Here is a 24,582-nt window from a genome sequence, read left to right as displayed (position 1 = left end):
AGGGCGCCCCGATAAAGCGGCTCAGCGGCCCCAGCAATCCTTGGTGGTCAGCCCGGTGGTCGCGTTGTTCATGCTTCTCACGCCGGTGTTGGTGAGGGTGAAGTCCCCGCACTTGTCGGTGGCCATCGCCGTGCCGGCCTTGCGCGTCGCCGTCAGCAGGAAGGTCTGGTCGGTGATCGTCGGCGTGAGGGTGTAGAAGTCGTTGCCGGCGCTCAGGCCGGTGACGTTGGTGTAGACGTTGTTCTTCGAGTAGAACCGCTCGAGAATCTGCGCCTGCTCCGACAGCAGCGACACCACTTCGCCACGGCGGCCCTTCTTCACGTACTCGGTGAGGCTCGGATAGCCGATGGTGATGACGATACCGATGATCGCGATCACGATCATGATTTCGATCAGGGTGAAGCCTCGGTTGGTTCTGCGCATGCCTCGGTTCTCGCTCACTGTAGTTGCCGCCACATGATGCGGCGGCTGCCGCCGCCGGATTTTTCCACCAGCGTGGTGATGGTGCCACTGGAATCGTTCACGACCTTGCGGCTCGCCCCGTTGACGATGGCGTTCACGGTCGGGATGCCGCCGTTGAACACCACGCCGCTGGAGATCGTGTCGTTGGTGTCGACCACGCCGTCGGCGTTGGTGTCGAGCACCGCGTAGTTGAGCATCTTACCGCTGAACGCCTCGAGTTCGATGAGTTTGCCCGTCCCGAAGCTGGAACACGGGTCGGTGGTGTCGACGCTGGCGGTGGTGAACACGATCCGCCCCAGCACCAGGCTGGCCTGGTTGATCACCCGCTCGCCGGTCAGCACGTTGTTGTACACCAGCGGCAAGTACCAGCCTTTCTCTGCCGGATACGTCGTGTCGTTCTGGGAGGTGGTGACGAATTGCCCGGAGCTGCCTGAGAACACACCCGTGATGGCCTGGGCCTGCAGGCTGCTGACCGTCAACTGCCCCGACCCGCCGTCGGCGTCCCACACCGAATAGAACGCCTGCAGATCCTTGTTGGTCTTGTCGGCGGTTTCGTTGAACTTGCCGGTGCCGACGAAGACCTGCTTGCCGCCCAGAGCGTTGTCCGCCAGCAACGGCTGCGCGGTGATCGGCTGGGTCGCCCCACCCGCCGTGGTGAACAGCGGCTTGCCGGAGAACGCCACGCCCCAGCTGTCGCTGGAGGCCGCGCTCAGGTCGAACTTCCACAGGCGCCCTTTCAGGTCGCCGCCGTACGCGGCCTGCACCACGTTCTGCGAGTCGACCTTGAGCTTGACCGACGACAGGCCGTTGGTGGTTTCGGTGGCGTCGATCACGATCTTGCGGATCAGCGAACCGTCGCGCACATCCAGCACATACAGCGCCGCCACCCCGGAGTTGCTGCCGTAGCCGTTGGCGATGAAGGCCGCCCAGCGCCCGTCGGCCAGGCGTGCCACTTCCGCCCGGGCATAGGCGTAGCCCAGATCGTTGAACACGTTCGACGCGCTGGCGGCGGACGGTGCGCTGACTTCCCAAAGCCCCTTGATCACGTTGCCCGCCGAGGCGTCGTACAGTTGAAGCCCGTAGAAGGTCTTGCCGCCGGCGCCGGTGCCGCCGATGGCCAGGGTTTTCCAGGCGGTGCCGAACTGCGCGTCGTACACGCCGACCTGGCCGTCCACCAAAAACTTGTGGCCGACGCCGTTGATGTAGGCCGGGTCTGCGATCAGACGCAGCAACGGCAGCACGCTCGACGGCATGTAGGCGTAGCGCCGGGTGCCGTTGGCCGAGTTGATGACGCTGACGAATCCGTCGTTGCCGTTCACCACCAGGCTGGCGTTCATGTTGGCCGCCTTGGTGGTCAGGTACGTGCTGTAGGAGGTGTCGCCCGACAGGTCGGACGCGGTTTTCTCCGAGGGCGACGCCAGCACCAGCGGCGAGTTGATGATGTCGCCCAGCAGTACGCTGCGCACTTTCAGGCCGGCCTTGTTGGTGCCCTTGCTCCACTCCACCAGATCGCTGCCGCTGATGCCGGTGGGCAGGCCCTGGCCCAGGACGGTCTGCTGGGCGGCGGAAAAGTTACCGAAGGCCAGGGTGACGGCGGCGTTGGTCGTGGTGTTCCACGACTGGTAGGTCGGCGCCGTGGCGCTGGGCACGATGGCCGTGTCGGTGCTCCACAGCACCGTCGACGTGTTCACGGCGCCGGCCGAGGTGAACCCGAAGGACTTGATGGTGCCGCGCCAGTCCTTGGGGTCGTAGCTGGTCTGGAAGTAGCTGGTGCCGCTGGCCAGGGTGTTGCCGCTGGCGACCCCGCTGCCGCCGGAGCCGGCCTTGGAGGTGATGTCGCTCAGCGCGGCGGACAGCGCGGTGTTGAGGCCGGCGCTGTCGGTGGCCTGGTAGTACTTGCCCTGGCCGTAGCCGGCGGCGTCCGAAAGCATGTCGTTGGCGGCGGTGAAGCCCACGGTGTAGGTGTTCATGTTCTGCTTGGGGAAGTCCGCCGCGTTCCAGCTCTTGCCCGCCGCGTCGTTGCCGGTGGAGCGCATGTCGATGTCGAAGGCGAACTTGGCGATGTCGTCCAGGTACAGTGTGTCGCCCTCGCTGTCGCCGTTGAGGTTGTTGCCGTCGTTGTTGACCCCATCCCAGTTGGGCAAGCGATTGCCGCCCAAAGGGTCGTTGTTCGGGAAGGTGCGGTCGTAGGTCGGCAGGCCGTCGGTGATCACCACCCCGTAGTTTTTCTGGCAGCGGTACTGGATCGGACTGGTGTAGGTGCTCGGCGTGCTGTTGTAGTACGGCGCCAGGCCGCGCATGTAGCGGGTGATTTCGTAGTAGGTCTCGGCCAGCGGCGTGTTGGCCACCGCGCTCAGGCCATTGATCGAGGAAATCAGGGCGTTGTAGTTGCTGTCGGCCTGGGCCTGGGTGACGCTGCCGGACACCGGCGACAGGTCGCTGACCGAACGGGCGATGTAACCGCCGTTGCCGGGGTTGTTGTTGGTGGCCGGGTTGAACGTCGCCAGGCCGATGCGCAGGGTGCGGTTGCTGGTGACCAGCGCGGTGGACACGTTGCGCGCGACGTTGATCCGGTAGTCGTTGGGGATCGCACCCGTGGTGAAATCGCGGTTGCTGCCGTTGGCCAGGCCGACGATGTACGAGAGGTAGTCGCCCGAATAGCGCGTGTTGCCGCTGCCTACCGGATCCGGCAGCTTCAGGCACAGGGGCGTCAGCGAGTTGTTGTAGAACGCGTAGGCGCCGCCGGAGCAGCCCGAGGTAGGCAGGCTCGACAGGAACACCGAGTCGCCTGTGATCGCCGTCGAGCTCAGGCACAGGCCTGCGAAGGCGTTGCACTGCCGGGCCGGCGTGCGATCCACCGTCGGGTCGAATCCCGCCGCGTAGATGATGCTGTTCATGCTCCCCGAATCGTCGATCAGCAACATCACGTTCGGCGGCACCGCCGCAGCACTCAGCAACGGCGAGTCGGACGGCGTGAAGGCGTAGGCCGGCGCCGCCAGATAGCCGCCGAGCAGCAGCCCGACCAGCAGGGCCCGCCATGGCCGGCGCAGATCAGTACTTGGCATAGACACTCTCCACCACGCTGCGCGAAGTGCCGGCGACGCCGACGGCCGTGACCCGGTACAGCGTCGCCGAGGTGTTGCTCGGCACATTGACGGCGGTCAGGGTGGTGCCGATGTTCTGCACGCCGTAGAACCCGCTGCCGGCGGCGATCCAGGTCACCCCGGACGTGGAATTGAGCCCCGCCGAACTGACCGTCGACGACTCCGCCGGCGGCGCGCACTGGGCCGTGGTGGCGCACACCGCCAGCGAATAGCTGTCGAGCTGCACCGCGCTTTCGCCGATGCGCAGCGCCGCCTCGGCCACCTGGAACGACTGGTTGCGCAGGCTGACGCTGCCGGCCATCTTTTCCTGGAGGTTGGCGCTCTGCATGGACGACAGCCCGATCAGCGTCAACAGCAGCAGGAACACCAGGCTGACCAGCAGCACCATGCCGCGCTGCGCCTGCGGGGGACGGAAAGGGATCGTCATCGTCCGGCCCTCACTGCAGGCGGTTGCGCAAGGCGGCAACCACGTTGAAGGTTTGGCTGCGCACCCGGTTGTTCGGGTCGGTGAGGGTCAGGCTCAGGCGCACGCTGCGGATGCGGGCCGGATCGCTGGGGTTGCTGCTGTAGGTGGAGGCCGCGACATCGGTGGCTGAAGCCGCCAGGCCGAACATCACACTGAAGGCGCTGACGTTGTTCACCAGCGCCGCCTGGGTCGGCGTGCCGCTGCCGGTGCCCAGGAGTATCTGGTTGTTGCTGAAGCTGTAGACCAGGCGACGGATCGGGAACGCGATCTGCCCGGACGCTGCGGCCCGCACGCCGGTGTAGGCCGTGGCGCTGTTGCGGCAATCGGAGACCACCGTCCAGGTCGGCGTCCCGCCGCTGCCGCCGACATCGGCGGTGACCAGGGTGAGCTTGAGGTTGGCGTTGTCCCAGCTGATCGGCGTGACCTGGCTGGCGTTGAAGTCGCCGGCGGAGCTGGAGTCGGTGATGGTGCCCAGGCAGCCGAACATCCCGACCATGCGGATCTCCTGGATCATCTTGCTCAGCACGAAGCGCGCGTCCTCTTGCATGGCGGCGGCGCTGTTCTGGCTGGCGTAGGTGTTTTTCGCGGCGATGAAGATCTGCACCACGCCCAGCACCACGATCAGCCCCAACGCCAGGGCCACCAGCAGCTCGATAAGGCCGAACCCTCGGTTGCGGCGGTTCATGGCGTGGCCACCGGATCGACGGCGGCGCGGCTGGTGAGCACGAAGCTGCGCTGGGCGGTCGCGGCGTTGGCGGCCCGGGCGTCGCTCCAGGTGATGGTGATGGTGTACACCCGCTGGTTGAGCGTGATGGTGCCGGTGGCGGTGGGCCCGCCGAAACCTGTGATGTTGGTGGTGAAATCGTAGAGGTCCTGATCCCGGGCCACGCTCAGGTTGCCCGAGGCAGGCGGCGAGACGGTGTAGTCGGCCGCGGAATTGGCGCGGATCCGGTCCATCATGTCGTAGGCGATGAAACTGGCCTGGCTGGCCATCCGCGAGCTGTCGGTGTATTTCAGCGCGTTGAGCTGAACCGCCGCCGCCCCCAGCAACCCGACCGTCAGAATCAGCAACGCGACCAGCACCTCGATCAGCGTCATGCCCTCCTGTGCACCCTTGCTCCCTGCCCTCATCCGCAGCTTCCACCCAATTGGATTCGTCCGTTAAGACACACGTTCAGCGTCCTGCTTTGCGTTCCCAGCGTGTAGCTGATGACCACCGCCGTCGACGGCGCCGCCAGCCCGCCCAGATTGTTGAAATCCAGCGCGCTCACTCCTGAGGTTAGCGTCAGACTCGCGCCGCTGCTCATCGCAGGAACAACCCGCAATACATTGGCCGGGGTGCCCGTGCTGTCGTAGACCGACAGTTCGCCGGTCCAGACGCTGCCGCCTGCGGTCGGCCGGATCCGGGTGGTCACGCCGCGGTCGATCGCCTCAAGCCGTGCGTAGTTGAGGGCCCGCTGCAGATCGCCGACTTCGGTGTCGGCCTTGCTGCCCTGCACCGACCGGGTGAACGCCGGCACCGCCATCGTGACCAGGACCACGAACACCGCGACCGCCACCAGCAGCTCGACCAGCGTGAAACCTTTTGTACGATGATCCATCGATGCCCTCCGTTGCCGTCGGCTATACCTGATACACGCTAGAACATCCGGCCGGCCGATGTCGGTCGATTTGCCCTGCCCGACGCCGGGAGGCGCCGCACAGCCGCTCCACGGAGGGAGCCTTCATGCCGCAACCTGTCACGCCGCAACGGGGCCTGAGCCTGGTCGAACTGCTCATGGGACTGGCGATCGGCGCAATTGTTCTGTCGCTGGTCGGCCCGGCGTACGCCGCGCTCACGGAGTCCAACCGCCAGGAACAGGCGGCGCGGTCGCTGCTGGAAGGCATCCGCCATGCCCGCACGCTGGCCATCACGCACAACCGGACCGTGGTGATGCACGGAATCGACGGCGACTGGGGCCGGGGCTGGCGGATCATTCTGGACATCAACGGCAAGGGGCCGGAAGACAGCGCCAATCCGGTGCTGGTCGAGCATGCGAGCGACGGGAAAGTGCCGGTCGTCGGCAACTGGTGGGTCAGCCGCTATGTGCGGTTCAGCGGCCTGGGCCAGCCGCTGATGCCCGGAAGGTCGTTTCAGGCGGGGAAGCTGCACATCTGCTCGGCCCGGGAGCCGGTCAGCCGATGGCAGATCGTGCTGGCGGCGAGCGGCCGCGTGCGCCTGGCCGGCGAAAAGGCCGAACAGGCGCTATGCGGCAAGGCGCAGGGGGTCAGATCGAACGGACGCGCAACTCTTTCGGCATCGAGAACGTAATGTTCTCTTCACGCCCGGCCAACTCGTCGGCGCCGGTGGCGCCCCAGGCCTGCAACTGCTGGATCACGCCGCGCACCAGCACTTCCGGGGCAGAGGCGCCGGCGGTGATGCCGATGCGCTCGACGCCTTCGAACCAGGCCTCTTGCAGGTCTTCGGCGCCGTCGATCAGGTAGGCCGGGGTGGCCATCCGCTCGGCCAGTTCGCGCAGGCGGTTGGAGTTGGAGCTGTTCGGGCTGCCGACCACCAGCACCACATCGCACTCGTCGGCCAGTTGCTTGACTGCGTCCTGCCGGTTTTGCGTGGCGTAGCAGATGTCGTCCTTGCGCGGGCCGCCGATGGCCGGGAACCGGGTGCGCAAGGCGTCGATGACACGGCTGGTGTCGTCCATGGACAACGTGGTCTGGGTGACGAAGGCCAGCCGGTCCGGGTTGTGCACCTGCAGTTCGGCGACGTCCTGCTCGTCCTCGACGAGGTAGATCGCGCCGCCGTTGCTGGCGTCGTACTGGCCCATGGTGCCTTCGACTTCCGGGTGGCCGGCATGGCCGATCAGGATGCATTCACGCCCGTCGCGGCTGTACTTCGCCACTTCGATGTGCACCTTGGTCACCAGCGGGCACGTGGCGTCGAACACCTTCAGGCCGCGGCCGGCGGCTTCGCTGCGCACGGCCTGGGAGACGCCGTGGGCACTGAAGATCACGATGACGTCGTCCGGCACCTGATCCAGCTCCTCGACGAAGATCGCGCCGCGGCTGCGCAGGTCTTCGACCACGAACTTGTTGTGCACCACTTCATGGCGCACGTAGATCGGCGGCCCGAACACTTCCAGGGCGCGGTTGACGATTTCGATCGCCCGGTCCACGCCGGCGCAGAAGCCACGGGGGTTGGCGAGTTTGATTTGCATGCTGTGCCTCGTGCCTTGCGCGCAAGAAATTGCGAATACAGTAAAAACCATTCGAAGGGGAAAGTCCCCTTCGAATGAGGAAGAACACTGCGGGAGCAAGCCTGCCCGCTCCCGCACGGTTACTGCCCGATGACTCAGAGCGCCTTGACGGAAATGATTTCCACGTCAAAGGTCAGTGTCTTGCCGGCCAGCGGGTGGTTGAAGTCGACGGTCACTTGCGCGTCGTCGAATTCCTTCACCACGCCCGGCAATTCAGTATTGGCCGCATCGTTGAAGATCACCAGCAGACCGGGCGACAGCTCCATGCCCGTGAACTGCGAACGGGGGATGACCTGCACGTTCTGCGGGTTCGGCTGACCGAAGGCGTTTTCCGGCTCGATGGTCAGGGTGCGCTTGTCGCCGCCCTTGAAGCCGAACAGCGCCGCCTCGAAGCCCGGCAGCAGGTTGCCGTCGCCGACCTTGAAGGTCGCCGGGGCCTTGTCGAAGGTGCTGTCGACGGTGTCGCCGTTCTCCAGGCGCAATGCGAAGTGCAAGGTGACTTCGGTGTTCTGGCCGATGCGTTGCACGGCCGATACCTGTTCAGTCATGAACGGCCTCTTCGGTTTTCTTGGATTTGAACATGTCCAGTGCCAGCATCACCGCACCCACGGTGATGGCGCTGTCGGCGAAGTTGAACGCCGGGAAGTACCAGCGGTTCTGCCAGTGCACCAGGATGAAATCGATCACATGGCCCAGGGCGATGCGGTCATACAGGTTGCCCAGCGCACCGCCCAGCACCAGCGCCAGGGCGACGGCCAGCCAGGTTTCGTTGCGGCCCAGGCGCTTGAGCCAGACCACCAGCACCGCGCTGACCACGATGGCGATCAGCGCGAACAGCCAGCGCTGCCAGCCGGAGCTGTCCGCCAGGAAGCTGAACGCGGCGCCGGTGTTGTAGGCCAGGGTCCAGCTGAAGTAGTCGGGAATGACCACGATCTGCTGGAACATTTCGAGCTTGCCTTCGAAGTAGAACTTGCTGGCCTGGTCGATGACCAGCACCAGCACGCTCAACCAGAGCCAGCCCAGCCGTCCGAAACGGCCCACGGCATTAGGCATAGTGACGAACCTCGCCGGCGCCGCTGATGTTGTCCACGCAACGGCCGCAGATTTCCGGATGCTCCGGGTTCACGCCGACGTCTTCACGGCAGTGCCAGCAGCGGGCGCACTTGGTGTGGTTCGACTTGACGATCTTCAGCTTCAGGCCGCCGACTTCGGTGGCCACCGCATCGGCCGGCGCCTGGGCGAACGGCGCGACGGCGGCGGTGGAGGTGATCAGCACGAAGCGCAGTTCGTTGCTCAGTTTGGCCAGGTCGGCGCTCAGGGCGTCCTCGGCGAACAGGGTCACTTCGGCCTGCAGGTTGCCGCCGACGGCCTTGGCCGCGCGCTGGATCTCCATTTCCTTGTTGACCGCGACCTTCACTTCCATGATGCGGTCCCAGTAGGCACGGCCCAGCTCGAAGCCTTCCGGCAGTTCGGTCAGGCCCTCGTACCAGGTGTTGAGCATCACCGATTCGTTGCGCTCGCCCGGCAGGTACTGCCACAGCTCGTCGGCGGTGAACGCCAGGATCGGCGCGATCCAGCGCACCAGCGCCTCGCTGATGTGGAACAGCGCGGTCTGGCACGAACGGCGGGCCTTGCTGTCGGCGCCGGTGGTGTACTGGCGGTCCTTGATGATGTCGAGGTAGAAGCCGCCCAGCTCCTGCACGCAGAAGTTGTGGATCTTGGAGTAGACGTTCCAGAAGCGGTATTCGCCGTAGCTTTCCTTCAGCTCGTTCTGCAGCAGCAGCGTGCGGTCCACCGCCCAGCGGTCCAGCGCCAGCATGTCTTCGGCCGGCAGCAGGTCGGTGGCCGGGTTGAAGCCGGTCAGGTTGGAGAGCAGGAAGCGCGCGGTGTTGCGGATGCGCCGGTAGGCGTCCGCGCTGCGCTGCAGGATCTGCTCGGACACCGCCATTTCGCCGGAGTAGTCGGTGGACGCCACCCACAGGCGCATGATGTCGGCGCCCAGGGTGTCGTTGACCTTCTGCGGCGCGATCACGTTGCCCAGGGACTTGGACATCTTGCGGCCCGCTTCGTCCACGGTGAAGCCGTGGGTCAGCAGCTCGCGGTACGGCGCGTGGTTGTCGATGGCGCAGCCGGTCAGCAGCGACGAGTGGAACCAGCCGCGGTGCTGGTCGGAGCCTTCCAGGTACAGGTCGGCGCGCGGGCCGGTCTCGTGGCCCATCGGGTGCGAGCCGCGCAGCACGTGCCAGTGGGTGGTGCCCGAGTCGAACCAGACGTCGAGGGTGTCGCTGATCTTGTCGTACAGCGGCGCCTCATCGCCCAGCAGTTCGGCGGCGTCCAGCTTGAACCAGGCGTCGATGCCTTCGGCTTCGACGCGCTTGGCGACCTCTTCCATCAGCTCGACGGTGCGCGGGTGCAGCTCGCCGCTTTCCTTGTTCAGGAAGAACGGGATCGGCACGCCCCAGTTGCGCTGACGGGAGATGCACCAGTCCGGACGGTTGGCGATCATCGAGTGCAGGCGCGCCTGGCCCCAGGCCGGCACGAACCTGGTGTCTTCGATGGCCTTGAGCGAGCGCTGGCGCAGGGTGTCGCCGGTGGTCGGCTGCTTGTCCATGCCGATGAACCACTGCGCGGTGGCGCGGTAGATCAGCGGGGTCTTGTGGCGCCAGCAGTGCATGTAGCTGTGGTCGATGACGGTGGTGTGCAGCAGCGCACCGACTTCGCTCAGCTTGTCGACGATGGCCGGGTTGGCCTTCCAGATGAACTGGCCGCCGAAGAATTCCAGCGACGGCGCGTAGACGCCGTTGCTCTGCACCGGGTTGAGGATGTCGTCGTTGACCATGCCGTATTTCTTGCAGGTCACGAAGTCGTCCACGCCGTAGGCCGGAGCGGAGTGAACCACGCCGGTGCCGGCGCCCAGTTCCACGTAGTCGGCCAGGTACACCGGCGACAGGCGGTCATAGAACGGGTGGCGGAAGTTGATCAGTTCCAGCGCCGAGCCCGGCGCGGTGGCCAGCACGGTGCCTTCGACGCCGTAGCGCGACAGGCACGACTCCACCAGTTCCTCGGCCAGCACCAGCAGCTTGTCGCCGACATCGACCAGGGCGTAGTTGAATTCAGGGTGGACGTTCAGCGCCTGGTTGGCCGGGATGGTCCACGGGGTGGTGGTCCAGATCACGATGGCGGCCGGCCTGGCCAGCGACGGCAGGCCGAACGCGGCGGCCAGCTTGGCCTCGTCGGCGATCGGGAACGCCACGTCGATGGTCGAGGACTTCTTGTTCTCGTACTCGACTTCCGCCTCGGCCAGGGCCGAACCGCAGTCGAAGCACCAGTTCACGGGCTTGAGGCCCTTGAACACGAAACCGCCCTTGACGATTTCGGCGAGGGCGCGGATCTCACCGGCCTCGTTCTTGAAGTCCATGGTCTTGTACGGGTTGGCGAAGTCGCCCAGCACGCCGAGGCGGATGAACTCGCTCTTCTGGCCTTCGATCTGCTCGGACGCGTAGGCGCGGCACAGTTCGCGGGTCTTTTCCGCGCCCAGGTTCTTGCCGTGGGTCACTTCGACCTTGTGCTCGATCGGCAGCCCGTGGCAGTCCCAGCCCGGCACGTACGGCGCGTCGAAGCCCGACAGGGTCTTCGAGCGGATGATCATGTCCTTGAGAATCTTGTTCAGTGCGTGACCGATGTGGATCGTGCCGTTGGCGTACGGAGGGCCGTCGTGCAGGACGAACTTCGGACGGTCCTTGCCAATCTCGCGCAACTTTCCGTACAGGCCAATACTGTCCCAGCGCTGCAGGATCTGCGGTTCGCGCTGTGGCAGGCCGGCCTTCATTGGGAAGGCGGTGTCCGGAAGGTTTAGCGTGGCTTTATAGTCGGTCATTTAAGGCTCTTCATTAGCGATGGGCGCTAGGTGCGGCGAGTGCACGGGCGGCGGCGACATCCGCGTTGATCGCCGTTTTCAGTGCCTCCAGGGAGGCGAAACGCTGCTCTTCGCGCAGCTTTTGGTGGAAAACCACCGTCAGGCGCCGGTCGTACAGATCGCCGGCGAAATCGAGTAGATGGACTTCAAGGTGGGCCTTGCCGTCACCTTGGACCGTGGGCCGCACGCCGATGTTGGCGACGCCGGGCCAGGCCTTGCCGTCGATGGCGACGTCGACCAGGTAGACCCCGGTGAACGGCACGCGACGGCGCTTGAGCTGGATGTTGGCCGTGGGCGTACCCAGTTGCCGGGCCAGCTTCTGCCCGTGCAGCACGCGGCCGGCGATCCGGTACGGACGGCCGAGCAGGCGTTCGGCCAGGGCGAAATCGGCGGCGGACAGCGCGTTGCGCACCTGGGTGCTGCTGACCCGCAGGCCGTCCAGCTCGACGGTCTGCGCGGCCTCCACGGTGAAACCGTGCACCTGGCCGGCCTGCAGCAGGAAATCGAAATCGCCGAGCCGGTCGCAACCGAAACGGAAATCGTCGCCGACCTCCAGGTGCTGCACGCCGAGGCCGTCCACCAGGATGGTGTCGACGAACTCGCTGGCGCTGAGCTTGCTCAGGCGCTGGTTGAACGCCAGGCACAGCACCCGGTCGACGCCTTCGGCGGCCAGCAGCTGCAGTTTGTCCCGCAGCCGGGCCAGACGTGCCGGGGCCGTGTCCGGGGCGAAGAATTCCCGGGGCTGCGGCTCGAAAATCACCACGCAACTGGGCACGCCCAATTCGAGCGCGCGCTCGCGCAGCCGGCCCAGGATAGCCTGGTGACCCCGGTGCACACCGTCAAAGTTGCCAATAGTGGCGACGCAGCCCCGATGCTGGGGGCGCAAGTTGTGAAGGCCTCGAACCAGCTGCATAACGCGCTTCTTGCTCATAAAGTGGCCGATTATAACCACACCCGACGGCCGACGACAGGCAACACCGTCACCCAAAGTGATCGAGCCGACAAAACCGCCGGCCCGAACCGCGCAGCCGGGGCCGAAACCTCAGCCCAACGCCTTGCGGTTGAAGTCGCGCAAGCGGAAGCCCAACAGCACCAGCATGCCGAAATACGCCACCACGCCCGCCGCCACCAGCACGCCCAGGCGCAGGAAGCGCTCCAGCATATGCCCTTGGTCCCAGGCCGGCATGAAACGCATGCCGACCAGCAGCACCAGCGACATCACCGCGACCGCCACCAGCAGCTTGAAGCCGAACTTGGCCCAGCCCGGCTGCGGCTGGTACATCTGCTGCTTGCGCAGTTGATAGAACAGCAGCCCGGCGTTCAGGCAGGCGCCGGCGCTGATCGCCAGCGCCAGGCCGGCATGGGCCAGCGGGCCGATCAGCAAAAGGTTGAACAACTGGGTGACGATCAGGGTGAAGATCGCGATCTTCACCGGCGTGCGGATGTTCTGCTGCGCATAGAAGCCCGGCGCCAGCACCTTGATCAGGATGATCCCGAGCAGGCCGGCGGAATAGGCGATCAACGCCCGCTGGGTCATCGCCGCATCGAAACCGGTGAACTGACCGTACTGGAACAGCGACACCGTCAGCGGCTCGGCGAGGATGCCCAGCGCCAGCGCGCACGGCAGCACCAGCACGAAACACAGGCGCAGGCCCCAGTCGAGGATGCGCGAATACTCATGACGGTCCTTGTTGGCGTAGGTCTTGGCCAGGGTCGGCAGCAGGATCGTGCCCAGCGCCACGCCCAGCACGCCGGACGGCAGTTCCATCAAGCGGTCGGCGTAGTACATCCAGGACACCGAACCGGCCACCAGGAACGAGGCGAAAATGGTGTTGATGATCAAGGAGATCTGGCTGACCGACACCCCGACGATCGCCGGCAGCATCTGCTTCATCACCCGCCAGACGCCGGTGTCGCGCAGGTTCAGGCGCGGCAGCACCAGCATGCCGATTTTCTTCAGGTGCGGCAGTTGGTAGAGCAACTGCGCCAGGCCGCCGGCCAGCACCGCCCAGCCCAGGGCCATGACCGGCGGGTCGAAGTACGGGGTCAGGAACAGCGAAAACACGATCATGCTGACGTTCAGCAGCGTCGGCACGAAGGCCGGCACCGAGAAGCGGTTCCAGGTGTTGAGGATCGCCCCGGCCAGCGAAGACAGCGAGATCAGCAATATATAAGGAAAGGTCACCCGCAACAGGTCGGAGGTGAGGCGGAACTTCTCCGGCGTATCGGCGAAGCCCGGCGCGGTGGCCCAGATCACCCACGGCGCGGCGAGCATGCCCAGCGCCGTGACGAGGGCCAGCACCAGGGTCAGCAAGCCCGAGACATAGGCGATGAACGTGCGGGTGGCCTCCTCGCCCTTCTGGCTCTTGTATTCGGCCAGGATCGGCACGAAGGCCTGGGAGAACGCGCCTTCGGCGAAGATCCGCCGCAGCAGGTTGGGCAGCTTGAAGGCGATGAAGAAGGCGTCGGTCGCCATTCCGGCGCCGAACGTGCGCGCGATGAGCGTGTCGCGGACAAACCCGAGAACCCGGGAAAGCATCGTGATAGAGCTGACGGCGGCCAACGATTTGAGCAGATTCATTGAAGGAATGTGTGCCTGTCGATAAACAGCAGGCGAACTGTGCGCCCACTTGTGCGATACTCCGCGCCGCAACAGCACAGAGCCAAAGCTCGCGAGTTTACAGGTCATGCGCGGGAAAGAAATATCCCGTCGCGTTATGCCTACCACTTAGCGGAACGTCTCAAGCGCCCTTGACAAGACTTCAACTCATCGGCATGATTCGCGGCCTATTTTGTTTGCTATTCCCTAAAAAGTCTTTCGAGGAGCTCGACGGTGGCCAACTCACCTTCCGCCAAAAAACGTGCAAAACAGGCTGAGAAGCGTCGCAGCCACAACGCCAGCCTGCGTTCCATGGTTCGTACCTACATCAAGAACGTAGTTAAGGCCATCGACGCAAAAGACGCTGAAAAAGCTCAAGCCGCTTACACCCTGGCTGTGCCAGTCATCGACCGTATGGCCGACAAAGGCATCATCCACAAGAACAAGGCCGCTCGCCACAAGAGCCGCCTGAATGGCCACGTCAAGGCACTGAAAGCAGCTGCCTAAGCGACGTAGTCACTGAAAAACCGACCCAAGGGTCGGTTTTTTATTGCCTGCGATTTGGCGCATGCGGATACAGATAATGCCGCCCCTGCCCCGCCATCACCACCAGCAGGCTGGCCCCCACAGATTCCGTGCCGCGCACAGCCCATGCGGAGGCCTCCGGATGACTACTGGGCAGGCGCCCACGGCAGGATCGGGATCGCCGTCACCGCATTCTGCGGGCTGCCTTCGATCAGGCGGTCGCTGTAGACCAGATACACCAGGGTATTACGCTTCTTGTCGAGGAAACGCACCACCTGCATGGTCTTGAACACCAGCGACGTGCGCTCCTTGAACACCTCATCGCCATCCTTCAGCTCACCCTTGAACCGGATCGGCCCGACCTGACGACAAGCGATGGACGCTTCGGCGCGATCCTCCGCCAACCCCAGGCCGCCCTTCACCCCGCCCGTCTTGGCGCGGGACAAGTAGCAGGTCACACCATCGACCTTGGGATCGTCGAACGCCTCGACCACGATCCGGTCGTTGGGGCCGACAAACTTGAACACGGTCGACACCTGGCCGATCTCCTCGGCCGAGACCGCCAACGGCAACGCCATCAGCAGCCCCAACAGTCCTTTTGCAATCCGCATCGCACGCATCCTCAAACCAGAATCAGGTTGTCACGGTGAACCAGCTCGGGCTCGGCCATATAGCCCAGCAGGCCGACAATGGAATCCGACGACTGACCGATGATCTTCTGCGCCTCCAGGGCGCTGTAGTTGGCCAGGCCACGGGCGATCTCTCGACCGTCCGGCGCCACGCAGACCACCATCTCGCCACGGCGGAAGCTGCCCTGCACCAGCTTGACGCCAACCGGCAGCAGACTCTTGTTGCCCTGGGACAACGCCGAAACCGCCCCATCGTCCAGCACCAGCGTGCCGCGGGTCTGCAGATGCCCGGCCAGCCACTGCTTGCGCGCCGCCAGCATGCCGCGCTCCGGCGACAGCAGCGTGCCGATGCGCTCGCCCGCTTTCAGACGGTCCAGCACCCGCTCCAGCCGCCCGCCGACAATGATGGTATGCGCACCGGAACGGGCCGCCAGACGCGCCGCCCGCAGCTTGGTCTGCATGCCGCCGCGCCCCAGCGCACCACCGGTGCCGCCCGCCACCGCATCCAGGGCCGGATCGTCGGCACGGGCTTCGTAGATCAGCTGCGCATCCGGGTTGCTGCGCGGGTCGGCATCGAACATGCCGTCGCGGTCCGTCAGGATCACCAGCAGGTCCGCCTCCACCAGGTTGGCCACCAGCGCCGCCAGGGTGTCGTTGTCGCCGAAACGGATCTCGTCGGTGACCACGGTGTCGTTCTCGTTGATCACCGGGATCACCTTCAGCTCGACCAGCGCGCGCAAGGTGCTGCGGGCGTTCAGGTAGCGCTTGCGGTCAGACAGGTCATCGTGGGTCAGGAGGATCTGCGCCGTATGCCGGCCATGCTCGGCAAAGCTCGACTCCCAGGCCTGCACCAACCCCATCTGGCCAATGGCAGCGGCCGCCTGGAGCTCGTGCATCGCACTGGGTCGTGCGCTCCAGCCCAAACGGCTCATGCCGGCCGCCACCGCCCCGGAGGACACCAGCACCAGCTCCACGCCCGCTTCGTGCAGGGCCACCATCTGCTCGACCCAGACACCCATTGCCGCACGATCCAGCCCCTTGCCGTCAGCCGTCAGCAAAGCGCTGCCGATCTTCACGACCCAACGCTGCGCACCTGTCACCTTGCTCCGCATCATCTTCAACCTTAGCTTGAGGACAGCGCGACCCAGCGCTGCCCGTGACGTTATTTGTGGCTACCGTTTTCCAGATACCAAAACGCCGCTCGATTGAGCGGCGCTTAAGTTTACTGCAACGGATCAGTCGCGCACGTAAATGATTTCCGGACCGTCGTCGTCATCCACGTCTTCCTCGTCCCAATCGTCGTCACCGATGTCATGGACCGACTTCACGCCGCTGCGGCGCAGGGCGCGCTGGTCGTCCAGGGCCTGCAACTGGGCGCGGGCTTCGTCTTCGATGCGCTGATCGAGGTCGGCCAGCTCTTCCTGGTAGGCCGGATCATTGGCCAGACGGTCGGCACGGTCTTCCAGGTAACGCATGATGTCGCGGGTGAGGCGCTCGGTGCCCTCTTTGGCGATGGCCGAAATCACGTAGACCGGACCTTCCCACTGCAGGCGCTCGACCACTTCCTTGACCCGAGCCTCGTGCTCTTCCTCAAGGATCTGGTCGCACTTGTTCAGGATCAGCCAACGGTCGCGCTCAGCCAGCGAAGGGCTGAACTTGGTCAGCTCGTTGACGATCACTTCCGCCGCATCCGCCGCGCTGCTTTCGTCCAGCGGCGCCATGTCCACGAGATGCAGCAGCAGACGGGTGCGCGCCAGGTGCTTGAGGAAACGGATGCCCAGGCCGGCGCCGTCGGAAGCGCCTTCGATCAGCCCCGGAATGTCGGCGATGACGAAGCTCTTCCAGCGGTCGACACTGACCACGCCCAGGTTCGGCACCAGCGTGGTGAACGGGTAGTCGGCGACTTTCGGCTTGGCGGCCGACACCGAACGGATGAAGGTGCTCTTGCCGGCGTTCGGCAGGCCCAGCAGGCCGACGTCGGCCAGCACTTTCATTTCCAGCTTCAGGTCGCGCTGCTCGCCGGGCTTGCCCGGCGTGGTCTGGCGCGGCGCACGGTTGGTGCTGGACTTGAAGCGGGTGTTGCCCAGCCCGTGCCAGCCACCATGGGCCACCAGCAGCTTCTGACCGGACTTGGTCAGGTCGCCGATCACTTCCTGGGTGGACGAGTCGATCACCGTGGTGCCGACCGGCACGCGCAGGATCAGGTCTTCGCCCTTCTTGCCGGTGCAGTCGGTGCTGCCGCCGTTGGAGCCGCGCTCGGCATCGAAGTGCCGGGTGTAACGGTAGTCCACCAGGGTATTGAGGTTTTCGTCGGCCATCATGTAGATGGAACCGCCGTCACCGCCGTCACCGCCGTTCGGACCGCCGTTCTCAATGAACTTCTCGCGACGGAAGCTCATGCACCCGTTGCCGCCGTCACCCGCCTTCACGCGGATCGATACTTCATCAACAAACTTCATAACCAACGCCTCTCGCCGTACGGACGAGCCGAAAAACAATCAAGACATAAGACTCTTGCAAAGATGAGCGCAGCGACCCCAATACACGACCCGCATCGCACGCCGACAGCCCATACAAACAGCTTTGCAAGAGACTCATCCCACAAACGAAAAAGCCCCGTCGCAAGACAGGGCTTCTCCAGCATTCTCGCAATCAGGCTGCGACAACGCTCACGTAACGGCGGTTGAAAGCGCCCTTTACTTCGAACTTGATCACGCCTTCGATTTTCGCGAACAGGGTGTGATCCTTGCCCATGCCAACGCCGTAGCCAGCGTGGAATTGGGTGCCGCGCTGACGCACGATGATGTTGCCGGCCTTGATGGCCTGGCCGCCGTACATCTTCACGCCAAGTCGTTTGGCTTCTGAGTCGCGACCGTTGCGGGTACTACCACCAGCTTTTTTGTGTGCCATGAGTTCAATTCTCCTAGTGAGGAATTAGGCTGAAATTAAGCCTGAATACCGGTGATTTTGATCTCGGTGAACCACTGGCGGTGGCCCATACGCTTCATGTGGTGCTTACGGCGACGGAACTTGATGATGCGGACTTTATCGTGACGACCTTGGGAGATCACTTCAGCCTTGACGGTTGCGCCAGCAACGACAGGTGCGCCGATGTTCACGTCGTCGCCGTTGGCGACCAGCAGAACGCGGTCAAAGGTCACGGATTCGCCGGTGGCGACTTCCAGTTTTTCGATCTTCAGGTATTCACCTTCAGCGACTTTGTATTGCTTACCGCCGGTAACGATTACTGCGTACATGGTATTTCTCCGATAATCCTGCTCACCCAGCTCTTTATAGGAAGAGGTATTGGCTGGCATGGCTGCATGGGGCTGGAACGGCCCAAGTGCAATTGCGTAAGGCAGGTGCTGCCCAGGAAGTTCAGGGTGCGCGATTGTACGCAAGCCGCCGACGCCGCGCAAGGGGCCGTCCATCGCGCCTTGACACCTGCGGACGTGGGTCCTAGCATGCCGCGCAACCCTTCTGGAGCACCTGTCTCTGATGCAACCCCAAGCTTTCTACCGCGCGGTGGCGGACGATTTTAGCGCCGTCGACGGCATCATCAAGAAACAGCTGACTTCCCGCGTACCGCTGGTATCGAAAATCGGCGATTACATCACGTCGGCCGGCGGCAAACGCCTGCGCCCGCTGCTGGTGCTGCTGTGCGGCAAGGCCCTGGGCCGCGAGGGCGACGACCTGCGCCTGCTGGCCGCCACCATCGAATTCCTGCATACGGCGACCCTGCTGCATGACGACGTGGTCGACATGTCCGGCATGCGCCGCGGCCGCTCGACCGCCAACGCCATGTGGGGCAACGCCCCGAGCGTGCTGGTCGGCGACTTCCTGTACTCGCGCTCGTTCGAGATGATGGTCGAACTGGGCTCGATGCCGGTGATGAAGATCCTGTCCCAGGCCACGCGCATCATCGCCGAAGGCGAAGTGCTGCAGCTGTCCAAGGTGCGCGACGCCAGCACCACCGAAGAGACCTACATGGAAGTCATCCGCGGCAAGACCGCGATGCTGTTCGAAGCCTCGACCCACAGCGCCGCCGCGCTGGCCGGCGCCACCGCCGAGCAGGCCGAGGCCTTGCGCACCTTCGGCGACCACCTGGGCGTGGCGTTCCAGCTGGTCGACGACCTGCTCGACTACAAGGGCGACGCCGACACCCTGGGCAAGAACGTCGGCGACGACCTGGCCGAAGGCAAGCCGACCCTGCCGCTGATCTACACCATGCGCGAAGGCACGCCGGAACAGGCGGCCCTGGTGCGCCAGGCGATCCAGAAAGGCGGCATCGAAGACCTCGAAAGCATCCGCGCAGCGGTCGAAGCGTCCGGCTCGCTGGACTACACCGCGCAGCTGGCCCGCGACTACGTGGCCCGTGCGATCAAGTGCCTGGAAGCGCTGCCTGCCAGCGAATACCGCGATGCGCTGGTCGAACTGAGCGAGTTCGCGGTCGCCCGCACGCACTGATCCTGCTTGCCACCCTGTGGGAGCGAGCCTGCTCGCGATAGCGCCAGAAGCCATCGCAAGCGGGCTCGCTCCCACAGTGCTTTGTATGCAATCCCCTCCTTCGCTTAAAACCCTATACAATGTGCGCCCTTTAACGATCCTCATATCAAGGAGCCTTAGTGAGCACGTTGCCACCCTGCCCGAAATGCAATTCCGAATACACCTACGAAGACGGTGCCCAACTGGTGTGCCCGGAGTGCGCCCACGAATGGTCCGCCAACGGTGAGGCCGACGCGGCATCCGAAGACACCGTGAAGAAAGACGCGGTGGGCAATGTCCTGCAGGACGGCGACACCATCACCGTGATCAAGGACCTGAAGGTCAAGGGCACCTCGCTGGTGGTCAAGGTCGGCACCAAGGTCAAGAACATCCGCCTGTGCGACGGCGACCACGACATCGACTGCAAGATCGACGGCATCGGCCCGATGAAGCTCAAGTCCGAGTTCGTCAGGAAGGTCTGAGCCCGCTGCCTGCCATCCCGCACCCGACGCGGGATGGCGCCCCCCCCTCCTGCGCCTCCTCCCCCTCGCCACAACGCAATGGCCAAACGCCAGCCGTTTTGACCTTACGCAATCTTTACCCGCAAAAAAACGCAAACCGCCAATAGGCGCTTGCTATTTGACGAATAAGAATTATTCTCATTGAAACCCTTTCAATGGAGATGAGAACCATGACTTATCTGATCGACGCCTGGCTGGACCGTCCGCACCCTTACCTGCGGATCCTGCATCGGGAAACCGGGGAAGTGTGTGCCGTCCTGGAAGAAGAGGCCCTGCACGAGTTGCAGGATCAGGGGGATCTGGACGTCAGCAGCCTGAACTCCAGCGAGCCGATGGTGCTCAAGGAACTGGTGCGCAATCTGTTCCTGTTCTGCTACGCCCGGGCGTTGCGCCCGACCCATGAGCTGCATCACAAGATCGAAATATGAAGCGCGGCAACAACGGCAGGCGTGAGCCTGCCCGCGATAGCAGTCTGTCAGGCAACCGGGTCGCCGACTGAAAAGACGCCATCGCGAGCAGGCTCGCTCCTGCATCGGCCCGCCCTCAAGGCAGGCCGTGCATTACAGAACGTCGAGCAGCTCGACGTCGAACACCAGAACGCTGTGCGGCGGGATGCTGCCCACGCCTTGCGCGCCGTAAGCCAGCTCGCTCGGCACGTACAGGCGCCATTTGCTGCCGGCATTCATCAGTTGCAGGGCTTCGGTCCAGCCGGCGATCACGCCGCCCACCGGGAATTCGGCAGGCTGGCCGCGCTCGTAGGAGCTGTCGAACACAGTGCCGTCGATCAGCGTGCCGTGGTAGTGGGTGCGCACGTTGTCTTCACGGGTCGGCTTGGCGCCTTCGCCCTGGGTCAGCACTTCGAACTGCAGGCCGGAAGCCAGGGTGGTGATGCCTTCGCGCTTGGCGTTTTCGGCCAGGAACGCACGGCCTTCGCCGGCGGCGGCTTCAGCCTTGGCAGCGGCTTCGGCTTGCATGATCTCGCGGATCACCTTGAAGCTGGCGGACATCTCTTCCTGGCCCACACGGCTTGGCTTGCCGGCGAACGCGTCGGTCAGGCCGGCCAGGATCGCGTCCAGGCTGACGCCCGGTGGCGGGTTGTCGCGCAGCTGGTCGCCCAGCTGACGGCCGATGCCGTAGCTGACGCGGGTTTCGTCGGTGGACAGATTTACTTCGGACATGACACTGCTCCGCTGTGCGGACGGCCCGGGACTGGCCGTGCATGCACGGCGCGTCCCGGCGCGCCCGGAACCAAAAGGGCGAGCAGACTAGCACAGATGCCCAGGCTTTGACCGGATCGCGGGCGCTACAGCGCCGAGCGCCAGGCCAACGGCACTTTCAGGCTTTCCTCGCCGCTGGCGCCGAGCCCGCACATCTCGTCGTGCACCGAGGTGTGCACCAGGTTGAACGGCAGCACCGGGAAGTTGTGCAGCAGATCCCGGGCATGCTCCACCGAACGCACCGTCAGCATCTGCCCATGGGTGTCGCTAAGCGGGTACGCCGCGCCGTGCATCCGCGCCTCGAGCAGATAGATTCCGCCCTCCATGGAGATCAGGTTCAGTTCATCGACCTTCCTGGCGACGGCAAACGCATTCAGCTCTTGCAGGTTCATGGGCGCACCTCATGCGATGGCGGGTCTGGACGCCTACAGGGATAGGCTTCGGCACGACAAAGCACAAGCCATGAACGAGACCGCCCGTCCGTTTTGCAACGGACGGGCGGTGTTTTTCCTGCTTGAAGAGGGAAGCCGCCGGGCGAGCTCCCCGGTCACGGCTCAGTGCTTGGTGACCTTGTCCAGGTAACCCATGGCGAACGCCGAGACCACGAAGGTCATGTGGATGATCACGTACCACATCAGGTGTTCGGGATCGACGTTCTTGGCGTCCATGAAGATGCGCAGCAGGTGGATCGAGGAGATCGCCACGATCGAGGCCGCCACTTTCATCTTCAGCGACGAAGAGTCCATGGTGCCCAGCCAGTTGAGCTTTTCCTTGCTGTCGTCGATGTCCAGCTGAGAGACGAAGTTCTCGTAGCCGGAAATCATCACCATCACCAGCAGGCCGCCCACCAGCGCCATGTCGATCAGCGACAGCAGCACCAGGATAAGTTCCGACTCGGCCATCTCGAACACGTTGGGGATGACGTGGAAGACTTCCTGGAAGAATTTCAGCGCCAGCGCCAGCAGCCCGAGGGACAGACCGAAGTAGATCGGCGCCAGCAGCCAGCGCGAGGCGTACATTGCGTTTTCGACAAAGCGTTCCATTGAATCTCACACAAGGGGGGTTGTAATCGACGGCGAGTATACCAGCCGCCCATGACCGCCAGAAACCGCCCGGAAATCCGCCACCTGCGCGTGTGTGTCAAAGTTTTTCTGCTAGTGTCCAGAGCATTGACAGCCCAGAGAAATCGGACAGGACGACTGGAAATGGATGTGCGATTGCCGCTGACGACCGCCGGAATGTGCCTCGCCCTGCTGCTGGGCGCCTGCTCGCCGGACGACGAAAAGCACGGCCCGGGCCTTGAGGAAAAGACCGCGCAGTTCGAACAGTCGCTGGACGCCATCACCGACCCCAAGCTCAAGGACGCCGTGACCGAACTGGGCGGCTCGCTGCTGCTGCTCGAACGCGCCCGGCGGCGGCTCGATGGCCAACCGGCCAAGACCGAATACGGCGAAGACGCCCTCGGCGCGCTCAGGCACTACCCCACGCCTCAGGCGTTGGTCGATACATTCATCGATGGCCTGTTCGTGCTGCGCAAGGACGTCGGCTCCGACTACCTCACCGATCTGCAGCCGGTGTTCCCCTTCAACCTCAACATCCCCGGCGGCTTCCTGTTCCCCCACGGCGTGCAATGGCAGTCGGTGACCCTGAGCGACAAGCGGGTGATCGCCTGGCAAACGGAATGGTCGGAGACCGACCCCGGCATCCAGCTCAGCCCGTCCAGCTCCACCCCCGACGACCTGACCCTGTCCTATCCCTTCATCGAAGGCCTGGACATCGACCGCAAAAGCCAGCCGCAGCCGGTCAGCCTGCTGGGCGAGATCGAGGTCATCGCCCCCGGGCGCCTGCACAGCTTCGACCTAGGCAAACAGGACATCGGCCAGACCCGCACCGACGGCAACCTCAGCGTCACGCTGCTCAAGCTTGAGAAGAACTACGCCGAAGTCGAATTCAGCAACAGCCTGCCCTTGGCCCCGGAGGTCGGCGGCACACCGCTCAACCCGATGATCGTCCAGGCCCGCGACGCCACCGGCCAGTACCTCAAGCGTGCCGGCTCGATCAACGAAAGCCCGGAGCAGGTCGCGTTCTACCAGGAACAACTGGCGCACCTGCAGCAGCAAAAGGCCTGGAGCGACGTCCTGGAGAAACAGCTCAACGACAGCCAGAGCGCCTTCGAACGCCAGCATCCGCGCCGCTACAACAAGGTGTACTTCCACGGCCCGGTCGAGAGCCTCGAAGTCAGCGTGCTGGATTTCTCGAACGTGAGCGTGACCCGCAAGCCACTGGACCTGCCGGTGCGCCGCCTGGATCCGCACACCACCGCGAAAGCGGTGCAGCCGCTGGACTTGCCGGTGACGGTGTACGACGACCAGGCCGCGGACTGGCTAAAAGGCGCGTCCCTGACCGAACAGCAACTGAAGGACAGCATCCGCATCCGCCAGTCGGTGGAGGAGCCCAGCGCCGCCCGGATCGAGTTCGATCACCGCAAGACCTTCAACGACGAATTGCTGGGCGAGGACTTCAGCCCCGGCGACAGCCCGGTGACCTTCTTCACGCAAAAGCGCAACGGCGAACGGGACGAGCCGATCGAACTGCCGCCGGAGGCGTACCAGGTCGATCCGCTGTCGGGCACGATCACCTACGACCTGAACCTGTTCCCGGAAACCCCGGCGTTTGCGGTCGGCTCCATGCCGCTGTTCCTGGCCACGGTGGAAAGGCAGACGTTCGACGCCAAGTCCCTGCCCAAGGGCCTGGACATCCGCAACAACATGCTGGTGGTGGATCTGAAGCGGTTCGCGGCCGACCAGTGGCGCTTCTTCGTCAAGGACGGCAGCGGCCAGTACCTCAAGCAGATTCTTTCGGTCAGCCACGACGCGGGCGCAGAGGGCCCGGCGATCTTCGGCGTGCACTACTTCTACGGCCGCCCCACGCAGGTGGAAACCTACCGGCGAACCGACCTCGCCACCGTGCAGTACGGCTTTGAGGTCAAACTCGACAAGGCCCAGGTGCCGGGCACGGCCCCCTGAGACCCGGAACCGGCAAGCTCAGTTGAGGCTGCGGCTGCGGCCGCCGTTGATCTGCCGCAGTTGGGCTTGCAGGTGCAGGCTCCAGATCTGCGGGTCGTCGGCCAGCTCATAACCGTGCATCGTGAGGCTTTCGACGATGGTGTCGAGGATCGACTCGGCGGCGACCGGCCCGTGGAAAGGGCCCTGGGCCTTGATGGCGGAAGGTTGTTCGCCGGCCATGCCGGCGGCGAAGAGCAGCGTCCACATGCCGGTGTCGCCGGCCAGGGGCTTGATGGCGCATTCGATACGGGTCACAAGACCCAGACACTGACGGGTGAGGCAGAGGTTGCGCGACATGGCGGCGACCCTCGGTGAAGCCGGTGTTCAACCCTCAAGGGAAGG

Annotated in this window: 27 protein-coding genes; 6 read left to right on the top strand and 21 right to left on the bottom strand. The window is 64.4% G+C overall.

Going from position 1 to position 24,582, the window contains the following annotated elements; genetic code table 11:
• Positions 1-21 precede the first annotated feature (21 nt).
• From KVG96_RS01345 to KVG96_RS01320, 6 genes are read right to left on the bottom strand one after another with little or no spacing between them, the layout of a single operon-like run.
• Positions 22-423 (bottom strand): type IV pilin protein, encoded by a 402-nt coding sequence (locus tag KVG96_RS01345; protein WP_217890541.1) that lies wholly within the window; start codon positions 421-423, stop codon positions 22-24.
• A 14-nt stretch (positions 424-437) separates the two neighbouring features.
• Entirely contained in the window at positions 438-3,527 is a 3,090-nt protein-coding gene (locus KVG96_RS01340; RefSeq protein ID WP_217890540.1) for a pilus assembly protein, read from the bottom strand.
• Positions 3,514-3,993, bottom strand: a complete 480-nt coding sequence (locus KVG96_RS01335; protein ID WP_217890539.1) for a pilus assembly PilX family protein — start codon at positions 3,991-3,993, stop codon at positions 3,514-3,516. Before KVG96_RS01335 ends, KVG96_RS01340 begins: the two co-directional genes overlap by 14 nt.
• Before the next feature lie 10 nt (positions 3,994-4,003).
• A complete protein-coding gene (locus tag KVG96_RS01330) occupies positions 4,004-4,717 on the bottom strand; it encodes a PilW family protein (protein ID WP_217890538.1) in 714 nt (237 codons plus the stop codon).
• Positions 4,714-5,163, bottom strand: coding sequence for a type IV pilus modification protein PilV (pilV, locus tag KVG96_RS01325; RefSeq protein ID WP_217890537.1), 450 nt, complete (start codon positions 5,161-5,163; stop codon positions 4,714-4,716). Before pilV ends, KVG96_RS01330 begins: the two co-directional genes overlap by 4 nt.
• Positions 5,160-5,633 carry a GspH/FimT family pseudopilin gene (locus KVG96_RS01320; protein WP_217890536.1) on the bottom strand — a complete coding sequence of 158 codons (474 nt, stop codon included), beginning with the start codon at positions 5,631-5,633 and terminating at the stop codon, positions 5,160-5,162. Before KVG96_RS01320 ends, pilV begins: the two co-directional genes overlap by 4 nt.
• A 125-nt stretch (positions 5,634-5,758) precedes the next feature.
• Between KVG96_RS01320 and KVG96_RS01315 the strand changes: the two genes are divergently transcribed.
• A complete protein-coding gene (locus KVG96_RS01315; protein ID WP_217890535.1) occupies positions 5,759-6,343 on the top strand; it encodes a GspH/FimT family pseudopilin in 585 nt (194 codons plus the stop codon).
• On the opposite strand, the gene ispH is transcribed toward KVG96_RS01315, so the two are convergent.
• From ispH to murJ, 6 genes are all read right to left on the bottom strand, one after another.
• Complete coding sequence (ispH, locus tag KVG96_RS01310; protein ID WP_217890534.1) at positions 6,300-7,244, bottom strand: 4-hydroxy-3-methylbut-2-enyl diphosphate reductase; 945 nt, start codon at positions 7,242-7,244, stop codon at positions 6,300-6,302. The genes KVG96_RS01315 and ispH overlap by 44 nt on opposite strands.
• Positions 7,245-7,378: 134 nt before the next feature.
• Positions 7,379-7,831: an FKBP-type peptidyl-prolyl cis-trans isomerase gene (fkpB, locus tag KVG96_RS01305; protein WP_085584189.1), complete on the bottom strand. Its 453-nt coding sequence runs from the start codon at positions 7,829-7,831 to the stop codon at positions 7,379-7,381.
• On the bottom strand, positions 7,824-8,336 hold the full coding sequence (gene lspA / locus KVG96_RS01300; RefSeq protein WP_085584187.1) for a signal peptidase II: 513 nt from the start codon (positions 8,334-8,336) through the stop codon (positions 7,824-7,826). The genes fkpB and lspA overlap by 8 nt, the downstream gene beginning before the upstream one ends.
• Positions 8,329-11,160, bottom strand: a complete 2,832-nt coding sequence (gene ileS / locus KVG96_RS01295; RefSeq protein ID WP_217890533.1) for an isoleucine--tRNA ligase — start codon at positions 11,158-11,160, stop codon at positions 8,329-8,331. The genes lspA and ileS overlap by 8 nt, the downstream gene beginning before the upstream one ends.
• A gap of 13 nt (positions 11,161-11,173) precedes the next feature.
• Positions 11,174-12,112 carry a bifunctional riboflavin kinase/FAD synthetase gene (gene ribF / locus KVG96_RS01290; RefSeq protein ID WP_217890532.1) on the bottom strand — a complete coding sequence of 313 codons (939 nt, stop codon included), beginning with the start codon at positions 12,110-12,112 and terminating at the stop codon, positions 11,174-11,176.
• Between the two features lie 129 nt (positions 12,113-12,241).
• Positions 12,242-13,780: a murein biosynthesis integral membrane protein MurJ gene (gene murJ / locus KVG96_RS01285; protein WP_217890531.1), complete on the bottom strand. Its 1,539-nt coding sequence runs from the start codon at positions 13,778-13,780 to the stop codon at positions 12,242-12,244.
• A 252-nt stretch (positions 13,781-14,032) separates the two neighbouring features.
• Here murJ and rpsT point away from each other — a divergent pair, with 252 nt between their 5' ends.
• The gene (gene rpsT / locus KVG96_RS01280; RefSeq protein WP_085584179.1) at positions 14,033-14,305 is read left to right on the top strand and encodes a 30S ribosomal protein S20; all 273 of its coding nucleotides are present in this window, start codon (positions 14,033-14,035) and stop codon (positions 14,303-14,305) included.
• A 164-nt stretch (positions 14,306-14,469) separates the two neighbouring features.
• Here rpsT and KVG96_RS01275 read toward each other — a convergent pair whose 3' ends face one another.
• From KVG96_RS01275 to rplU, 5 genes are all read right to left on the bottom strand, one after another.
• Positions 14,470-14,934, bottom strand: coding sequence for a CreA family protein (locus tag KVG96_RS01275; RefSeq protein WP_217890530.1), 465 nt, complete (start codon positions 14,932-14,934; stop codon positions 14,470-14,472).
• Positions 14,935-14,945: 11 nt separating this feature from the next.
• Positions 14,946-16,064, bottom strand: a complete 1,119-nt coding sequence (gene proB / locus KVG96_RS01270; protein ID WP_217890529.1) for a glutamate 5-kinase — start codon at positions 16,062-16,064, stop codon at positions 14,946-14,948.
• A 123-nt stretch (positions 16,065-16,187) separates the two neighbouring features.
• A complete protein-coding gene (cgtA, locus tag KVG96_RS01265) occupies positions 16,188-17,411 on the bottom strand; it encodes an Obg family GTPase CgtA (RefSeq protein ID WP_085584172.1) in 1,224 nt (407 codons plus the stop codon).
• 193 nt (positions 17,412-17,604) lie between these two features.
• Positions 17,605-17,862, bottom strand: a complete 258-nt coding sequence (gene rpmA / locus KVG96_RS01260; protein WP_085584170.1) for a 50S ribosomal protein L27 — start codon at positions 17,860-17,862, stop codon at positions 17,605-17,607.
• Between the two features lie 35 nt (positions 17,863-17,897).
• A complete protein-coding gene (gene rplU, locus KVG96_RS01255; protein ID WP_003228361.1) occupies positions 17,898-18,209 on the bottom strand; it encodes a 50S ribosomal protein L21 in 312 nt (103 codons plus the stop codon).
• Between the two features lie 241 nt (positions 18,210-18,450).
• On the opposite strand from rplU, the gene KVG96_RS01250 reads away from it, so the two are divergent.
• The 3 genes from KVG96_RS01250 (at position 18,451) to KVG96_RS01240 (ending at position 20,386) form a co-directional block, all read left to right on the top strand.
• On the top strand, positions 18,451-19,419 hold the full coding sequence (locus tag KVG96_RS01250; protein ID WP_085584166.1) for a polyprenyl synthetase family protein: 969 nt from the start codon (positions 18,451-18,453) through the stop codon (positions 19,417-19,419).
• Positions 19,420-19,577: 158 nt separating this feature from the next.
• Positions 19,578-19,919, top strand: coding sequence for a zinc ribbon domain-containing protein YjdM (locus tag KVG96_RS01245; protein WP_085584164.1), 342 nt, complete (start codon positions 19,578-19,580; stop codon positions 19,917-19,919).
• Positions 19,920-20,128: 209 nt separating this feature from the next.
• Positions 20,129-20,386, top strand: coding sequence for a PA4570 family protein (locus tag KVG96_RS01240; RefSeq protein WP_217890528.1), 258 nt, complete (start codon positions 20,129-20,131; stop codon positions 20,384-20,386).
• Positions 20,387-20,518: 132 nt separating this feature from the next.
• Here KVG96_RS01240 and bamJ read toward each other — a convergent pair whose 3' ends face one another.
• From bamJ to KVG96_RS01225, 3 genes are all read right to left on the bottom strand, one after another.
• A complete protein-coding gene (gene bamJ / locus KVG96_RS01235) occupies positions 20,519-21,136 on the bottom strand; it encodes a BamJ family beta-barrel-assembly machinery protein (RefSeq protein WP_217890527.1) in 618 nt (205 codons plus the stop codon).
• Between the two features lie 125 nt (positions 21,137-21,261).
• Positions 21,262-21,567 (bottom strand): DUF6482 family protein, encoded by a 306-nt coding sequence (locus KVG96_RS01230; RefSeq protein ID WP_217890526.1) that lies wholly within the window; start codon positions 21,565-21,567, stop codon positions 21,262-21,264.
• A gap of 162 nt (positions 21,568-21,729) precedes the next feature.
• A complete protein-coding gene (locus KVG96_RS01225) occupies positions 21,730-22,218 on the bottom strand; it encodes a TIGR00645 family protein (RefSeq protein ID WP_085584156.1) in 489 nt (162 codons plus the stop codon).
• A gap of 162 nt (positions 22,219-22,380) precedes the next feature.
• Here KVG96_RS01225 and KVG96_RS01220 point away from each other — a divergent pair, with 162 nt between their 5' ends.
• Complete coding sequence (locus tag KVG96_RS01220) at positions 22,381-24,201, top strand: hypothetical protein (protein WP_217890525.1); 1,821 nt, start codon at positions 22,381-22,383, stop codon at positions 24,199-24,201.
• 18 nt (positions 24,202-24,219) lie between these two features.
• Here the strand turns inward: KVG96_RS01220 and KVG96_RS01215 are convergent, their stop codons facing one another.
• Entirely contained in the window at positions 24,220-24,537 is a 318-nt protein-coding gene (locus KVG96_RS01215; protein ID WP_085584152.1) for a PA4575 family protein, read from the bottom strand.
• Positions 24,538-24,582: the final 45 nt, after the last annotated feature.

This window comes from Pseudomonas ekonensis (assembly GCF_019145435.1).
Lineage (GTDB): Bacteria > Pseudomonadota > Gammaproteobacteria > Pseudomonadales > Pseudomonadaceae > Aquipseudomonas > Aquipseudomonas ekonensis.
The sequence above is the reverse complement of the archived record's forward strand: the minus strand, read 5'-3'. Positions and strand labels throughout refer to the sequence as shown.

What these genes read in the sequence shown, in the direction of transcription:
- KVG96_RS01250 (WP_085584166.1), top strand. Translation starts at nt 18,451, where the DNA reads ATGCAACCCCAAGCTTTCTACCGCGCGGTGGCGGACGATTTTAGCGCC.
- KVG96_RS01225 (WP_085584156.1), bottom strand. Translation starts at nt 22,218, where the DNA reads ATGGAACGCTTTGTCGAAAACGCAATGTACGCCTCGCGCTGGCTGCTG.
- KVG96_RS01220 (WP_217890525.1), top strand. Translation starts at nt 22,381, where the DNA reads ATGGATGTGCGATTGCCGCTGACGACCGCCGGAATGTGCCTCGCCCTG.
- KVG96_RS01320 (WP_217890536.1), bottom strand. Translation starts at nt 5,633, where the DNA reads ATGGATCATCGTACAAAAGGTTTCACGCTGGTCGAGCTGCTGGTGGCG.
- pilV (WP_217890537.1), bottom strand. Translation starts at nt 5,163, where the DNA reads ATGAGGGCAGGGAGCAAGGGTGCACAGGAGGGCATGACGCTGATCGAG.
- KVG96_RS01215 (WP_085584152.1), bottom strand. Translation starts at nt 24,537, where the DNA reads ATGTCGCGCAACCTCTGCCTCACCCGTCAGTGTCTGGGTCTTGTGACC.
- fkpB (WP_085584189.1), bottom strand. Translation starts at nt 7,831, where the DNA reads ATGACTGAACAGGTATCGGCCGTGCAACGCATCGGCCAGAACACCGAA.
- cgtA (WP_085584172.1), bottom strand. Translation starts at nt 17,411, where the DNA reads ATGAAGTTTGTTGATGAAGTATCGATCCGCGTGAAGGCGGGTGACGGC.
- KVG96_RS01340 (WP_217890540.1), bottom strand. Translation starts at nt 3,527, where the DNA reads ATGCCAAGTACTGATCTGCGCCGGCCATGGCGGGCCCTGCTGGTCGGG.
- bamJ (WP_217890527.1), bottom strand. Translation starts at nt 21,136, where the DNA reads ATGTCCGAAGTAAATCTGTCCACCGACGAAACCCGCGTCAGCTACGGC.
- KVG96_RS01335 (WP_217890539.1), bottom strand. Translation starts at nt 3,993, where the DNA reads ATGACGATCCCTTTCCGTCCCCCGCAGGCGCAGCGCGGCATGGTGCTG.
- murJ (WP_217890531.1), bottom strand. Translation starts at nt 13,780, where the DNA reads ATGAATCTGCTCAAATCGTTGGCCGCCGTCAGCTCTATCACGATGCTT.
- ribF (WP_217890532.1), bottom strand. Translation starts at nt 12,112, where the DNA reads ATGCAGCTGGTTCGAGGCCTTCACAACTTGCGCCCCCAGCATCGGGGC.
- rpmA (WP_085584170.1), bottom strand. Translation starts at nt 17,862, where the DNA reads ATGGCACACAAAAAAGCTGGTGGTAGTACCCGCAACGGTCGCGACTCA.
- rplU (WP_003228361.1), bottom strand. Translation starts at nt 18,209, where the DNA reads ATGTACGCAGTAATCGTTACCGGCGGTAAGCAATACAAAGTCGCTGAA.
- lspA (WP_085584187.1), bottom strand. Translation starts at nt 8,336, where the DNA reads ATGCCTAATGCCGTGGGCCGTTTCGGACGGCTGGGCTGGCTCTGGTTG.
- ileS (WP_217890533.1), bottom strand. Translation starts at nt 11,160, where the DNA reads ATGACCGACTATAAAGCCACGCTAAACCTTCCGGACACCGCCTTCCCA.
- KVG96_RS01315 (WP_217890535.1), top strand. Translation starts at nt 5,759, where the DNA reads ATGCCGCAACCTGTCACGCCGCAACGGGGCCTGAGCCTGGTCGAACTG.
- proB (WP_217890529.1), bottom strand. Translation starts at nt 16,064, where the DNA reads ATGCGGAGCAAGGTGACAGGTGCGCAGCGTTGGGTCGTGAAGATCGGC.
- KVG96_RS01330 (WP_217890538.1), bottom strand. Translation starts at nt 4,717, where the DNA reads ATGAACCGCCGCAACCGAGGGTTCGGCCTTATCGAGCTGCTGGTGGCC.
- KVG96_RS01345 (WP_217890541.1), bottom strand. Translation starts at nt 423, where the DNA reads ATGCGCAGAACCAACCGAGGCTTCACCCTGATCGAAATCATGATCGTG.
- ispH (WP_217890534.1), bottom strand. Translation starts at nt 7,244, where the DNA reads ATGCAAATCAAACTCGCCAACCCCCGTGGCTTCTGCGCCGGCGTGGAC.
- KVG96_RS01240 (WP_217890528.1), top strand. Translation starts at nt 20,129, where the DNA reads ATGACTTATCTGATCGACGCCTGGCTGGACCGTCCGCACCCTTACCTG.
- KVG96_RS01230 (WP_217890526.1), bottom strand. Translation starts at nt 21,567, where the DNA reads ATGAACCTGCAAGAGCTGAATGCGTTTGCCGTCGCCAGGAAGGTCGAT.
- KVG96_RS01275 (WP_217890530.1), bottom strand. Translation starts at nt 14,934, where the DNA reads ATGCGGATTGCAAAAGGACTGTTGGGGCTGCTGATGGCGTTGCCGTTG.